At 71.1% G+C, this 13,122-nt stretch carries 11 protein-coding genes and 1 pseudogene; 4 read left to right on the forward strand and 8 right to left on the reverse strand.

Features of this window, described 5'->3' with window-relative positions:
• Positions 1 to 174: 174 nt before the first annotated feature.
• From ACLJPY_RS30250 to ACLJPY_RS30260, 3 genes are read right to left on the reverse strand one after another with little or no spacing between them, the layout of a single operon-like run.
• Entirely contained in the window at positions 175 to 663 is a 489-nt protein-coding gene (locus ACLJPY_RS30250) for a uridine kinase (protein ID WP_410593558.1), read from the reverse strand.
• Positions 664 to 715: 52 nt separating this feature from the next.
• Positions 716 to 1,150: a DUF2304 domain-containing protein gene (locus ACLJPY_RS30255; protein ID WP_410593526.1), complete on the reverse strand. Its 435-nt coding sequence runs from the start codon at positions 1,148 to 1,150 to the stop codon at positions 716 to 718.
• A gap of 13 nt (positions 1,151 to 1,163) precedes the next feature.
• The gene (locus tag ACLJPY_RS30260; RefSeq protein ID WP_410593559.1) at positions 1,164 to 1,865 is read right to left on the reverse strand and encodes a glycosyltransferase family 2 protein; all 702 of its coding nucleotides are present in this window, start codon (positions 1,863 to 1,865) and stop codon (positions 1,164 to 1,166) included.
• 226 nt (positions 1,866 to 2,091) lie between these two features.
• On the opposite strand from ACLJPY_RS30260, the gene ACLJPY_RS30265 reads away from it, so the two are divergent.
• On the forward strand, positions 2,092 to 4,152 hold the full coding sequence (locus ACLJPY_RS30265) for a DUF6541 family protein (protein ID WP_410593528.1): 2,061 nt from the start codon (positions 2,092 to 2,094) through the stop codon (positions 4,150 to 4,152).
• 468 nt (positions 4,153 to 4,620) lie between these two features.
• Here the strand turns inward: ACLJPY_RS30265 and ACLJPY_RS30270 are convergent, their stop codons facing one another.
• Both ACLJPY_RS30270 and ACLJPY_RS30275 read right to left on the reverse strand, forming a co-directional pair.
• Positions 4,621 to 5,910 (reverse strand): hypothetical protein, encoded by a 1,290-nt coding sequence (locus tag ACLJPY_RS30270; protein ID WP_410593529.1) that lies wholly within the window; start codon positions 5,908 to 5,910, stop codon positions 4,621 to 4,623.
• Positions 5,907 to 6,926, reverse strand: a complete 1,020-nt coding sequence (locus tag ACLJPY_RS30275; RefSeq protein WP_410593531.1) for a glycosyltransferase family 2 protein — start codon at positions 6,924 to 6,926, stop codon at positions 5,907 to 5,909. The genes ACLJPY_RS30270 and ACLJPY_RS30275 overlap by 4 nt, the downstream gene beginning before the upstream one ends.
• 71 nt (positions 6,927 to 6,997) lie before the next feature.
• Here ACLJPY_RS30275 and ACLJPY_RS30280 point away from each other — a divergent pair, with 71 nt between their 5' ends.
• Positions 6,998 to 8,107, forward strand: coding sequence for a UDP-N-acetylglucosamine 2-epimerase (locus ACLJPY_RS30280; RefSeq protein WP_410593533.1), 1,110 nt, complete (start codon positions 6,998 to 7,000; stop codon positions 8,105 to 8,107).
• A gap of 58 nt (positions 8,108 to 8,165) precedes the next feature.
• A complete protein-coding gene (locus tag ACLJPY_RS30285) occupies positions 8,166 to 8,720 on the forward strand; it encodes a glucosaminidase domain-containing protein (protein ID WP_410593534.1) in 555 nt (184 codons plus the stop codon).
• Here the strand turns inward: ACLJPY_RS30285 and ACLJPY_RS30290 are convergent.
• Positions 8,717 to 8,881: pseudogene (locus tag ACLJPY_RS30290) on the reverse strand (recombination protein RecR); the annotation flags it as partial. The gene ACLJPY_RS30285 and the pseudogene ACLJPY_RS30290 overlap by 4 nt on opposite strands.
• A gap of 132 nt (positions 8,882 to 9,013) precedes the next feature.
• Here ACLJPY_RS30290 and ACLJPY_RS30295 point away from each other — a divergent pair.
• A complete protein-coding gene (locus ACLJPY_RS30295; RefSeq protein WP_410593535.1) occupies positions 9,014 to 12,064 on the forward strand; it encodes an AfsR/SARP family transcriptional regulator in 3,051 nt (1,016 codons plus the stop codon).
• On the opposite strand, the gene ACLJPY_RS30300 is transcribed toward ACLJPY_RS30295, so the two are convergent.
• Positions 12,061 to 12,978, reverse strand: coding sequence for a PIG-L family deacetylase (locus tag ACLJPY_RS30300; protein ID WP_410593537.1), 918 nt, complete (start codon positions 12,976 to 12,978; stop codon positions 12,061 to 12,063). The two genes, ACLJPY_RS30295 and ACLJPY_RS30300, sit on opposite strands and share 4 nt — an antisense overlap.
• A 17-nt stretch (positions 12,979 to 12,995) precedes the next feature.
• Positions 12,996 to 13,085 (reverse strand): hypothetical protein, encoded by a 90-nt coding sequence (locus tag ACLJPY_RS30305; protein ID WP_410593561.1) that lies wholly within the window; start codon positions 13,083 to 13,085, stop codon positions 12,996 to 12,998.
• Positions 13,086 to 13,122: the final 37 nt, after the last annotated feature.

A 13,122-nucleotide genomic window follows, 5' to 3' on the forward strand; every position in this document is an offset into this window, starting at 1 on the left:
CCGCAATGTGTCCGTAAATCGCGACAGAATGTGACCATTTGCCGTCTGCGGCTCCGTCGAGTGTCCGATCACTGACACAGATGGCGGTACCGACATTGGTCCGGACGTGTATCCGGCTACGGACCGCTGGATCGATCCGGACCTATCCGTCACGCTGAGTGACCACTTCGTCCCCTACGAAAGTCGGGTTCCGGCGGCTTCGGCGGTGCCGTCGACGGCGAACCAGCCGCGTTCGAACCGTTGCCACCGCGCCAAATCCGCTCGAGCGGCCGCCCCGTCGCGCTCGACCGCCCTGGCCAGCCGCTCGGCCTCCGAACCGCCGGAGAGCCAGCAGAGGTGGGAAAGCAGGGGTCTTGCCGAAGCCCGGCCGCTCGAAACGCCTTCCAGCACCAGGACGTCCGGCACGGGCACCCGGACGAGCTCGCCCGGCCGGGGCGTCCCGGTGGACCAGTCCATTCGCCGGTACGCCCCCGCGACGCCGCCGGCCAGGGGCCGCAGGACGCCGTCGAGGAGCTCGGGCCACCACGCGACCGGGTCGTCCCACGTCGCGAAGGCGTCGGTGCTGACCAGGGCCGGGCGGCACCCGCGGGCGGTCAGCCCGGCGACGACCTCGGCGGCGAGCGTCGACTTCCCGGCGCCCGACGGACCGTCGATCGCCAGCACGCGCACCGGTCCCAGCCGCGCGGGCGCGGCGAGCAGGGCGTCGATCAGCGCGTCACTTGCTGACGCGCTCGACCTCCGGGAGCCCTTTGACGTCGTCGGGAGCCGCCGTCTTCGCTTCGAGCTCGGCGATCCGGCTCGCCAGCTCGCGACGGGTGTCCTCGAGTTCACAGCGCAGCAGCGCGATCTCCTCGACCGACGTGCGCACCTCTTCTTCGAGGTGCCCGGTCTCGGTGGACAGGTGCAGCGACACGAGCGCCAGCACGACGCCGGCCAGGAGGAAGACGAAGTTCGACGGGGTCTCCACCCCGGTCAGCCGGGCCAGGAACTGCGCGGCCGCCGGGATCGCGGCCAGCACCACGACGCCGATGGCCACGACCAGCCACACGCCCGCGTACTTCTCCCGCAGCTTGCGCCGCCGCATCATCTCGACGACGACGAAGAGCACCAAGCAGGCGATGACGATGCTGAGGATGCGCCAACCGGCCATCTTCCCAAGCTCCTTAAGCCGAATCCGAGGAGTCGACCGCGGGACGGCGGCGGACCAGCGCGAGCAGCAGCGCGAGCCCGGCGCGGCCGAGGTAGACCGCCGACTTGACGGGCGAGTGGCTGGGCGTGCCGCCCGCGCGCTCGCGCATGATGACCGGGATCTCCTTGATGATCAGTTCGGCCCGGATGGCCATGACCAGCGATTCGACCGTGTCGCCGAGGTACTCGGCCGGGTAGTAGCCGGCGAACAGCCGGATCGCGCGCGGCCCCATCGCCTTGAAGCCCGACGTGACGTCGGTGAGCCGGGTCTTCGCCAGCCGCGAGAACACGATCGACAGCGCGACCATGGCGTACTTGCGCGGCCCGCTGGCCTTGTACGCACCCTTGCCGGCGAACCGGGAGCCGATCACGATGTCGGCGTCGTCGAGGCCGCGCAGCAGCGCGTCGAGTTCGTCCGGGTCGTGCTGGCCGTCGGCGTCCACCTGCACGACGACGTCGTACCCGCGGGCGGCGGCGTAGCGGAAGCCGGTGCGCATCGCGCCGCCGACCCCGAGGTTCACGGCGAGCCGGGCCACCTCGGCGCCCGCGGCGCGGGCCAGCTTGGCGGTGTCGTCCACCGAGCCGTCGTCGACGACCAGCAGGTCGGCGGTGGGGCAGGCCCGCTTCACGTGCTCGATGACGGACGCCACGCTGGCCGACTCGTTGAGGGCGGGCATCACGATGAGCACGCGGCGGCTGGTCACCGAGGTCGCCGAGGTCACAGACACGCGATCACCTTAGCCCTTCACTTGCTGTCACAGCCGCGGACCCGGGTGCGGTGGCCGTGGTGAACACCGTTCGCCGAGCGGGCGGCCGGTCAACCGCGCACGTCACCCGCATCCTGGGCACACCGCGGTCACCCCTAGACTCCGGGCGTTGACGGCTTTGTTGATCGGAGAAGGCATGCTGTCCGAAGCTGTCCGGCTGGCCGTGGGAATCCTGGTGGTGTTGCTCCCCGGGTTCTCGATCCTCGTGGTCACCGGCGTACGCGAACGGCTGTGGCTCGCGGGCCTTTCGGCGCCGCTGACCACCGGGTTCGTGCTGCTGGTGTCCCTGTTCACGGGGGTCACCGGACTCCGCTTCGGCCTGCTGACCGCGCTCGTCGCGCTCGTGGTCGTCCTGCTCGTGCTCGGCGGGGTGCGGTGGCTGGTCCGCCGCCGCCGTCCGGCCGCGGAGCCGGTCGAGCCCGCCGAAGACCCGCGGCTGCGCACGCTGACCGGCCGGGCCGGGACGATCGCGCAGGTACTGGGCGCGCTGATCGCCGTCGGCGGCGTCGGGCTCGGCATCCGCGTGTGGCACAAGGGCCTCGGGTCGTGGCGGACGCCGACCCAGGAGCACGACACCGTCACGCACGCCGTGCTGACCGCCTTCACGCACTTCACCGGCAAGGCCGCGCCCTGGCAGATCCTGCCCATCGACGTCGTGCACGACACCAACGTCCAGTTCTACCCGCCCGGCTTCACCGACATCAGCGCGCTGCTCACCGACGTCTTCGGAGACACGATGCTGTCGCTGAACCTGGTGACCGTCGTGTTCTCGGTGGTCGTGCTGCCGCTGTCGGTGGCCGCCCTCACCGCGGCGGTGCTGCGGCACGGGAGGCTCGGCCGCGGCTGGGTCGAGCTCGCCGCCGGGGTGGCCGCGTTGGTCTCCGTGCAGCTGTACCGGCCCGGCATCGCCTTCGCCCACGACGGCGGGGTCCTGCCGAACGCGGCCGCGATGACGCTCATGCCCGGGCTCGTCGCCGTGATGCTGGTGATCGGCAAGCGCAACGGGGGCCGCGCGGTGCTGGTCGGCGTGGCCGCCGCCGGTGCGTTCAACCTGCACCCGAGCGCGCTGACCTCGGTCGCGCTGACGACGGTCGCGGCCATGGTGGGCCTGCTGTTCACCAAGGCGGGCCGCCTGGCGTTCGTCCGCGCGCTGCTGCCGTTGGTACTGGCGGGCGTGGTCGCGGTCGTCCTCATCGTCCCGGACGTGCTGGCGTTGCTGCGGCTCGGCAACGGCTCGGTGGTCGACGCGCCGGCCAACATCCGCGGCACGCAGCTCGGCGCGTCGTTCGAGCTGGTCGCCCGGCTGCCCTACGGCGGCTACTTCGACCCGAGCGGCACGATGGGCCAGCTGGTGCTGGGCCTGCTCGGCCTGGCGGGCGTCGTCGCCACGCTCCTTTCGCGGCGGGCGTGGCCCCTGCTGACGGCGTGGCTGTTCTGGGCGGCGGTCGTGGTGAGCTTCCACTACTCGCCCAACTCCGGCTTCGGCGCGATGATCGGCCGGTACTACTACCGGGTCGCCAACCGCCTCGACACCCACATCTACCTGCTGATTCCGCCCCTGGCCGGAGTCCTGTTCGCGGCGCTGGGGCTGTTCGTCGTCGCGGTCCGGAAGCGCAACCCGATCCCGGCGCGGCTCCGGCCCGCGGTGGCGTACGGGCTGATCGTGGTGCTGCTGGGCGCGCTCACGGTGACGTCGTTCCGCGGCTACATGAACACCGGCGCGCTGTCGCTGAGCCAGCGTTACGCGGCCCCGCAGTTCGTCCGCTACGACGCTTCGGACGACGCGGCGGCGAAGTGGCTGCACGAGCACGCGGCGCCGGGCGAAACGATCCTGAACAACGCGAACGACGGGTCGACGCTGCTGTACGTCGACTACGACCTGCCGATCCTCAACATCGTCCCGGACGGCCACAGCCCGATCCAGGACAACGTCACCCTGCTGGCGATGTTCAACTACTACCCGGCGGACCCGCAGGTCCAGAACATCCTGCGCGAGAAGAACGTCCGCTGGGTGTACGTGGATTCCTCGGCCCCGACGGTCGGCACGGACGGCCACCACTGGACGGGCAAGCTGACGTACAGCCTGGCGCCGGGGCTGAGCCGGCTTTCGGGACTGCCGGGGCTGACGAAGGTGTTCAGCGCGGGAACGGTGAGCGTGTACCGGCTGGACCTGCCGCAGACCCCGCCCCGAGGCTGAAGCTCGCTTTGGCCCGCGGGCTGAAGTTTGTTTTTATGGGGTTGAGGCTTGTCTTTCACCCGGGGCTTGAAGTTCGGCTTTACCCGGGCTGAAGTTCGCCCTCCACCTGGGTTGAAGCTCGCCTTTCCTCCGGGCTGACGCTCGCCTTCCACCCGGGGCTTGAAGTTCGGCTTTCCTTCGGGCTGACGCTCGCCTTCCACCCGGGGCTTGAAGTTCGCTTTTACCCGGGCTGAAGTTCGCCTCCCACCTGGGGCTGGAGCTCGTCTTCCACAATCGAGCCGGGGTGTGGACAACTTGGCTCGGACGGCTCCTCGGCGGAGGTTTTCGTCGGGCGGGCCCGATAGGCTGAAGCCGGGGATGGTCCCCCAGGGAGGGCGGGCCCTGGCCGGGGGCGATCCGGCAGGCGATCCGGCAAGCCTCGGCCAGATCGATCCGGCAGGTCTCGGCCAGGTCGATCCGGTGAGAACCTCAGGCAGCGTCCGGGCCGGACTCGACCGGCTCCGGCGCCCGCCGCAGCACGAACGCGAGCACCACCGCCAGTCCCAGCGTCGGGGCCACCGCCAACGCGATCACCGCGCGGAACACCGTGTCGCCCGGCAGGAACAGCAGCACCAGCGAGGCCGTGCCGGTGACCACCGCCCAGGTCGCCAGCACCAGCTTCGCCTGCGTGCGGGCCACCAGGACCGCCGTCAACAGCTGCATCGGCACCAGCAGCACCGACGACCACACCAGCCCCGCCACCGACCAGCCGTCGATGGCGTACTTCGGGCCGCTGATGAACCGGACCGCCCACGGGCCGAGCCACAGGCCCACCAGCGCACCCAGCGCCGCCAGGACCAGGGACGCCAGCGCGCCGAGCGCGAGCACGCGGCGCAGCCGGTGGCGTCCCTCTTCCGTCACCGACAGCCGGACGACGAACGGCACCGCCAGTGACTGCACCGGTCCGATCAGCGTCAGCGGCAGCCGCGCGATGACCAGGGCCGCGAACAAGGCGCCGACGCGGTCGCCGTCGCCGCCCGGGGCGAGCAGGCCGACCAGGGCCGGGTAACCCGTGATGACCGCCGCCGTCAGGGCCGCGCCGAGCAGGAGCATGCCCATCCGGCGGGAGGTGACGCCCCAGCCGTCGCCCTCGACGTGGAAGTCGAGCAGCCGCCGGGCCGGGCGCGCGAACAGCAGCCAGGCGAACGAGCCGGCCGCGACCGCGATCGCCAGCGAGACGACGTTGTAGGCGACCGAGACGAACAGGACGCCCAGTACCAGGGCGCGGATGGCCGGTTCGGCCACCACGAGCAGCGAGAACGCCTTCACCTTGTGCTGCCCGATGAGCAGCCCGCGCGTGCCGAACTGGCAGGCGAACGCGACGCCGCCGGCCAGCACGATCACCGCCAGCGACCAGTCGCCGCGGAACAGCTTGTCGTTGATCGGCGGGATCAGCAGCGCGAGCGAAAACGCGGCCGCGACGACCACGCCGACCGCGACCGCCCGCAGCGCCGGGCGGCCGGCCTTGCCGCCGGTGAGCGCGGCCACCGCGGACTGGCGCGAGAGCTCCTGCTCGAGCGGCGACAGCGTGCTGCCGAGGCCCATCACCAGGCCCCAGAACGTGACGAAGACGGCGTACTCCGGCGGCGGCAGCAGCCGCTGGCAGGCGACCGTGAGCACGTAGCCGAGGCCGATGGACACGATCAGCGAGCCGCCGAGGCTGCCCGCGGTCGTGCGTCCGCTGCGCGCGCCGGCCGGGGTGTCCACTTCGGTGCTCATCGGCGGCGGAGCTTGGCCCGCACGGCCATGGCCAGCCCGCGCCCGACACCGGCGCCGAACCCGCCGGCGAACACCGGCAGCAGCTTGGTGACCGCGCGCGCCTCGGGGCCGGTCGCACCGCACTTCTTGACGACTTCGCCCGCCGCGACCGCGCCGAGGACGCCGGCGGCCAGCGTCGTCTTCGGCTTCTTCGCGGCGAAGACCAGGCCGATGACGCCGGCCGCGAGCGCGCCGAACAGGGCGTTGCGGGCCGGGCCGGGCGAGGCGATGTAGGAGTCGACGTACGTCGTGCCGCGGAAGTACGCCTGCTGCGTGAACTTCTTGAACGAGTCGCGCCCGTTGTAGGTCGCCGACAGCTCGGGGGCCAGCCAGATCCGCTCGCGCTCGGCGATCCAGCGCAGCATGCGGGTGTCGTCGCTGGCGAAGCGGAGGTCGTCGAACAGCGACGCGAACGCCGTCACCGAGCCCTCGAGCAGGCCGCGGCGGGCGCAGAAGAACGTCGTCCCCTTCGGGTAGACGTCGAACTCCTCGATGCCGTAGGACATCAGCCGCGGGTTCGCGCAGTACTTGCGCCACGGCACCTTGACCAGGCCGGCCATGAAGCCGGCGTACGGGTTGTGCTCGGACGCGACGTTGATGTGGCCGTTCCAGACCGCGCGCTCGGGGTGCGCCACGAGCTGGTCGCGCAGGAACGTCAGGGTGGGTTCGTCGACGATGACCCGGCTGTCGAGCAGCGCGACCCACTCGCCGGACGACTTGGCGATGCCCGCCCGCCGCGCCTCGAACCGGCCGGAGTTGGCCTGGCTCAGGACGGTGATGCCGTGGCGTTCGCGCAGGTCGTCGAGCCGGGACGGGGTGGCGTCGGTGCTGCCGTCGTCGACCACGACGACCTCGATCGGCCAGCTCGCGGCCGACGCCGAAGCGAGCAGCGCGCCGACACTGCGTTCGATCCAGTCCTGCTCGTTGTAGACCGGGATCACGACGCTGAGCGAGGGGAGGAGCGGGTTCGCACTCACCGGGCCGAGGCTACCCGGCGGCCCGCGCGCCGGGTCGGCCAGTATCCTTACGCCACCGCACCCGACCGGAAATGGGCTCTCTGGTGATTTCCTTCATTCTCGGCACCACCGCGGAACTGATCAAGATCGCGCCCGTCTACCACGGGATCCGCGAGCGCGGGATGCGGCCGAAGATCTGGTTCACCGCCCAGCACGTCGACGAGGTCGCGGACGTGCTCGCCGACCTGAACATGCCGGAGCCGGACGTCTGGCTGGTGCCCGAGGACAAGGCCCACAACCTCGAGTCGCCGGCCCAGGTCCCGGGCTGGGCCGCGCAGGTGCTGCGGACGGCGTGGAGCCGCCGCCACGAGCTGCGCGCCGCGCTGACCGAGGACGGCCGTCCCCCGCTGGTGCTGGTGCACGGCGACACGTTCACCACGCCGTACGGCTCGCTGATCGGGAAGCGGATCCTGAAGTCCCGCGTCGGGCACGTCGAGGCGGGCGCGCGGTCGGGCAGCATCCTCTCGCCGCTGCCGGAGGAGCTGAACCGGAAGATCGCGGCGAAGATCGTCGACATCCACTTCGCGCCGAGCATCCGCGAGGTCAACAACCTCCGCAACGCCCGCGGGGTGGTCGTCGACACCGAGGCGAACACGGCGATCGACGCGATGCGCCTGGCCATCAACGGGCCGCTGGACGTGCCGAACCTGCCCGAGAAGTTCGGCCTGGCCACGCTGCACCGCTTCGAGCTGGTCTCGCGCCCGGACAAGTACCGCGAGGCGCTGGAGATCCTGCGCGAGCAGAGCCGCAAGATGCCGATCCTGTACATGGCCGGCGCGCCGGAGCGCGAGAAGATCCGCGCGCTGGGCATCGGCAACATCTTCGACGACCAGTTCATCGTCCAGCCGAAGATGCGGTACCTCAAGTTCCTGCCGCTGGTGGCCCGCGCCGAGTACGTCGTCACCGATTCGGGTGGTCTTTCGGCGGAGTGCTACTACCTCGGCCTGCCGTGCGCGGTGCACCGCGAGCGCACGGAAACGCCGCAGCACCTCGGCGAGACGGTGGTGCTGACCGAGATGCGCGGCGACAAGCTGCAGAACTTCCTCGACACGTACCAGAACCGGCGCGGCGAGTCCTGGATGGACAAGTACCACCCGTCGGAGATCGTCGTGGACACGCTGGCGCAGCTCGGCTACTGCTGAGTCCTTCGTCCGGGTGACCGCCGGTTTTTCCCGGCGGTGAGCCGGGCAGAGTTCCGCCATGATCCACATCGGACTGGCGGCCGTGCTGGTGGTGGTCCCGCCCATCGACCAGGGCGCTGTTCGCGACGCCGCGCTGGCGGCGGGCTTCCAGGAGGCCTACGTCGGCGCGGTGAGCCCGATCGCGCGCACGATCCACGCGGAGTACGACGTCCCGGCGTCGGTGACCGTGGCGCAGTCGATCCTGGAATCGAACTGGGGTCGCAGCAAGCTGTCGACGGCCGAGCGCAACTACTTCGGCTTCAAGTGCGTGACGCCGACGAGCCCGGGCCCGTTGGCGGTGCGGTGCGCGCAGTACCCGACGACGGAGTGCGTTCCGGCGCCGTGCCACGCGGTGGACGCGTATTTCCGCTCGTACGCGTCGATCGACGACTCGTTCCGCGACTACGGCCGGCTGCTGACGACTTCGCCGAACTACGCGGCGGCGCTGCCGGTGCGCAAGGACCCGGACGCGTTCATCCGGGCGGTGGCGAAGAAGTACGCCACCGACCCGGAGTACGCGAACAAGGTGATCAGGCTGCTGAACCTGTACGACCTGCGCCGGTTCGACGCCTAGAGCACGCGACGGCCGGAGAGGGCGCGGCCCAGGGTCAGCTCGTCGGCGAACTCCAGGTCGCCGCCCATCGGGAGGCCCGAGGCCAGGCGCGTCACGCTCAACCCCGGGAAGTCGCGCAGCATGCGGACCAAGTACGTCGCCGTCCCGCCCGTCCGGGGGTTTCCGCCGTTCGGGTGCCTTTCCCCGCCTCGTTGCTCCGCGGGTGATCCGCTTCTTGTGCGGAATCCGGCGAGGTAACTAGGGTCCGAAGCGGGGTCACCTGTTCGTGTGATCTCACGGGCAGGGGGGCCTCGATGCGGTTTCAGCTTCTGGGGACGGTGACGGCACAGCGGGACGGGACGGAAATCCCGTTGGGCGGGCCGAAGCCGCGCACCCTCCTGGCGGCGTTGCTGCTGGCCGAGGGCCGGGTCGTGCACGCCGACCGGCTGATTTCGATCATCTGGGACGACACCCCGCCGGACAGCGCCTCCGCCCTGCTCCACACCTACGTCTCGACGTTGCGCCGCGCGTTCCAGCGTCCCGGCGGGGAGCCGGGCCTCGGAGCGATCCTCACCGAGCAGCCGGGATACCGGATCGAGCTGCGCGGCTGCACCGTCGACCTCCTGGAGTTCGGCCGGCTGGCGGCTGAGGGCGACTCCGCTGCCCACGCCGGAGACCACGCAGCGGCCGAACTCCGCTACGGCGAGGCGCTCGAGCAGTGGCGTGGTCCCGCACTCGGCGGCCTCAAGTCCCGGTTCGCCGCGACGGAAGCCGCCCGGCTGGCCGACCAGCGGCTCGACGTGCTCGAGAAGCGCATCGAATGCCGGCTCGCCCTGGGCCGCGGAGCGGCACTGGTCAGTGAACTGACGGCGCTCGTGGCGGAGCACCCACTCCGCGAACGCCTTCGCGGCCAGCTGATGACCGCGTTGTGGACCACCGGACGGCAAGCGGACGCCCTGCGTTGCTACCAGTCCGGGCGCACCCTGCTCGTCGAAGAACTGGGCGTCGAACCGGGGCCGGAACTGCGCGCACTGCACCAGCAGATCCTTCGGGGTGAGGCGAAGGAGGACGAGACCGGTGTCCCGCCGGCCCATGACGGAACCGCGCGAAGCGGCCCTTGCCAGCTGCCCCCGGACATCACGGACTTCGCCGGTCGCGCCGCCGAAGCCGCGGTGCTGACCAATCCGTCCGCTCGCCGCATCGCCATTTCCGGGAAACCCGGCTCCGGCAAGAGCTCCCTGGTCGTCCACGTGAGCCACCGGCTGCGAGACCGGTTCCCCGACGGCCAGCTCTACGTGACCCTGCGCGGTGCGCAGCAGTCGCCCGTCGAACCGGCGGAGGTGCTCGGCCGGTTCCTGCGCGCGCTCGGCGTCGCCGACACCGGGATCCCGGCCGGGCTGGACGAACGCGTCGAACTGTACCGGGCACTTTCGGCGTCGAAGCGGCTTCTCGTCGTGCTCGACGACGCCGCCGACGAACGCCAGGTCCGGCCGCTGCTGCCCACCGGCGAGGACTGCCTGTGCCTCCTGACCAGCCGCGTACGGCTGGCGGCGCTCGATTCCACCGAGCAGGTCGACCTGCAGATGCTCGACGACGACGCTTGCCTCGAACTCCTCACCCAGATCGCCGGCGACACCCGGATCGCCGCGGAACCGGACGCCGCCCGCACGCTCGTGCACCTCTGCGGCAACCTGCCCCTGGCCGTCCGCATCATCGGCGCCCGCCTCGCCGCGCGTCCGGACTGGCGCCCGTCGCGCCTGGTCCCGCGGCTGCGCGAGCAGCGGAAGTTCCTGAACGAGCTCGCGATCGGCGACCTCGAAGTCCGCGGCAGCCTCGTCCTCTCCTACCGCGGGCTCAGTGAACCGGAGCGATCCGCCCTGCGCCGGCTCGCCTGGCTGGGTGTCCCCGACTTCGGTGCCTGGCTGGTGAGCGTGCTGCTCGCGGTGCCGCCGGACGACGCCGAGGACATCGTCGAGGGCCTGGTCCGGGCCCAGCTGCTCGATGTGGTCGGCAGCAACGGATCGGGCCTCACGCGGTACCGCCTCCACGACCTCATCCGCGTGTTCGGCTGGGAACGGGCCGAAGCCGAAGAAGACGCCGATCAGCTGCGGCTCGCCGTCCGGCAGGCCACCGACGAGTGGTACCGGCTGGTCGAGTGGGCGTCGGGCGGCACACCGGTGCGTGCGCTGCGCACGGCGGCGCCGGGACCGGCGGTGGCACCGGAGGTCGTCCGCACCGACACCCTCGGCACGCCGCTGGCCTGGTTCGACGCCGAGCAGGCGACGCTGGTGCACATCGTCGAACGCGCCAGTGAGCTGGAGCTGGCCGACACGGCCGTGCGGCTGGCGACCGCGCTCTGCTCGTCGTCGTTCGCCGTGGACAACCACTTCCACCACTGGTGGCGGACCCACAGTGCGGCTCTCGCGGCCGCGCGGCAGGCCGGGGACAAGTCGGGGCAGGGCCTGCTGCTGGCCGGGCTCGGCTGGCTGCGGAGCGAGCAGGACCGGTTCGACGAAGCCGCCGACTACTACGGACAGGCACTCGAGGCGTACGCCGAAGTCGACGACGTCCGCGGCCAGGCCGTCACCCAGCTGATGTTGAGCAGCGCCCGGCGCGAGCAGGCGCGGCTCCCGGAGGCGCTGGAGCTGCTCGACGAGGCCCTTCCGGTGCTGAGCGAGCTCGGCGACCGGCAGGCGGAGGCCAGGGGGCACCACGGACGGGGCATGGTCCTGACCGAACTCGGCCGGCTCGGCGAAGCCGTTGCCGAGCTCGAGCGCGCCCTCGCCCACTACCGGTCGCTGCCGGACGACCACGGTGTCGCGCTCGTCCTGCGTTCCCTCGGCATCGTGCACCGCGCGGCCGGGCGCCTGACCGAGGCCGAAGGCGCCTGTGCGCAGGCGCTGGACCTGTTGCGCGGGATCGGTGACCGGCTGATGATCGCCTACGCCACCCAGGCGCTCGTGAAAGTCCACATCAGACAGAACCGCCACGACGCGGCCGAGCTGCGCGGGAAACTCGAAGACGCGCTGGAGACGTGCCGCGAAATGCAGGACGGCTTCGGCCAGGCCCTCATGCTCCGGACGCTGGGCGAACTCGACCTGGCCCGCGGCGCACCCGAGTCCGCCCGCCACCACCTGGAACTCGCGCTGACGTGGTGCGACGCGCTTTCCGTGCCCCTGTGGCGGGCACGGAACCTGCGTGACCTCGCGCAGGCGCAGCGAGCGCTCGGCCGGGCGGCCGAAGCCGAGGCCACCCACGCCGAAGCCCAGGCCATCTTCCAGCGGTACGGCGCACGGGAGGCGGGTGAACCGCGGATGTCCGTGGAGACCCCTTCCGGGGAAGTGGTCTCCACGGAACACCACTAGCAGTGGTTGAAGTCGCCCGGCGGCACCCAGGGGATGCCCGGCCAGAAGATCCGCCCCTCCGGCCGGTACTGCTTGCCCATCACGTTGTCCCACGAGGCCGGGCCGATCTGGTAGTCGAACGGCTTGTAGGCGTTCCAGATCTGCTGCTTGCGGTCGCGCCAGTAGCCGCCGACGTTGTCCGGGTAATCGGTGATGATGTAGCCCTGGTACTCGTCCCGCCGGATCCAGGTGTTGCCGGCGCCGTCGACGTCCGCGTCGGCCGCGAGGATCGCCCCGGCGACGTGGTCGACGTTGTCCGCCACACCGTCGGCGCGACGCTCCCGGTGCCCGAGGGTGCTCTGCGTGCGCAGGTAGTCGGGCTGGACGTAGTCGATGATGGACCGCAGCATGCCGACGAACGAGTCCTTCGTGTACGCCGGCCGGTTGTCGATCGGCTGGGCCACGTACGAGTCGTCGTGCAGCATCCGGTACAGGTCACCGCAGTTGTCCTCGGGCCCGGCGGCCGCGTGGATGTAGGTGAAGACGAGGTGGACGTTCGTGCCGTCGAGGTGGTTGACCGCGACGGGATGGCCGCCGAACCACATCTGCTCGTACGTCCAGGAGTTGGGCACCCCGGCCGTCTCGGCGTAGGCGGCGCGCTCCCCCGCGATCCGGTCGTTGGCGTAGTCGATCCCGCACGGGCTGTGGCTCGCGCAGGGTATCTCGCCCGCGGAGAGGTAGGTGACCCAGACGTTGTACCCGGCCTCGACGTCGGAGGCGATGTCCGGGTTCATGAAGAGCAGGTCGTCGTCCTGGTGTGCCGAGAAGCTCAGCGTCGTGGTGGTGTCCGCGGCCGACGCGGTGCCGTGGCCCGCGGCGAGCATCGCCGCGGCCAGTGCCACCGCGGCCAGCGATCGCGTGATCCGGGTTCGCATGACAGGGTTCCTTTCTTTCACTGGCCCCAGGTTTCGGTGTCGGGGGTGGTCATGTCGGTGTTCCAGTACCAGTGGGTGAGGGTGCCGTTGGTGGTGCGGCCGTAGATGTTTTCCTGGGTGGGGGTGGCGAAGCCGGTGGGGTTG

This window comes from Amycolatopsis sp. lyj-23, from assembly GCF_046549135.1.
Taxonomy (GTDB): Bacteria; Actinomycetota; Actinomycetes; order Mycobacteriales; family Pseudonocardiaceae; genus Amycolatopsis.

Bases quoted from the DNA above. Each gene is read 5' to 3' on its own strand.
- ACLJPY_RS30255 (WP_410593526.1), bottom strand. From the start codon at position 1,150: ATGGCCGGTTGGCGCATCCTCAGCATCGTCATCGCCTGCTTGGTGCTC.
- ACLJPY_RS30260 (WP_410593559.1), bottom strand. From the start codon at position 1,865: ATGCCCGCCCTCAACGAGTCGGCCAGCGTGGCGTCCGTCATCGAGCAC.
- ACLJPY_RS30265 (WP_410593528.1), top strand. From the start codon at position 2,092: ATGCTGTCCGAAGCTGTCCGGCTGGCCGTGGGAATCCTGGTGGTGTTG.
- ACLJPY_RS30270 (WP_410593529.1), bottom strand. From the start codon at position 5,910: ATGAGCACCGAAGTGGACACCCCGGCCGGCGCGCGCAGCGGACGCACG.
- ACLJPY_RS30280 (WP_410593533.1), top strand. From the start codon at position 6,998: ATGGGCTCTCTGGTGATTTCCTTCATTCTCGGCACCACCGCGGAACTG.
- ACLJPY_RS30285 (WP_410593534.1), top strand. From the start codon at position 8,166: ATGATCCACATCGGACTGGCGGCCGTGCTGGTGGTGGTCCCGCCCATC.
- ACLJPY_RS30295 (WP_410593535.1), top strand. From the start codon at position 9,014: ATGCGGTTTCAGCTTCTGGGGACGGTGACGGCACAGCGGGACGGGACG.
- ACLJPY_RS30300 (WP_410593537.1), bottom strand. From the start codon at position 12,978: ATGCGAACCCGGATCACGCGATCGCTGGCCGCGGTGGCACTGGCCGCG.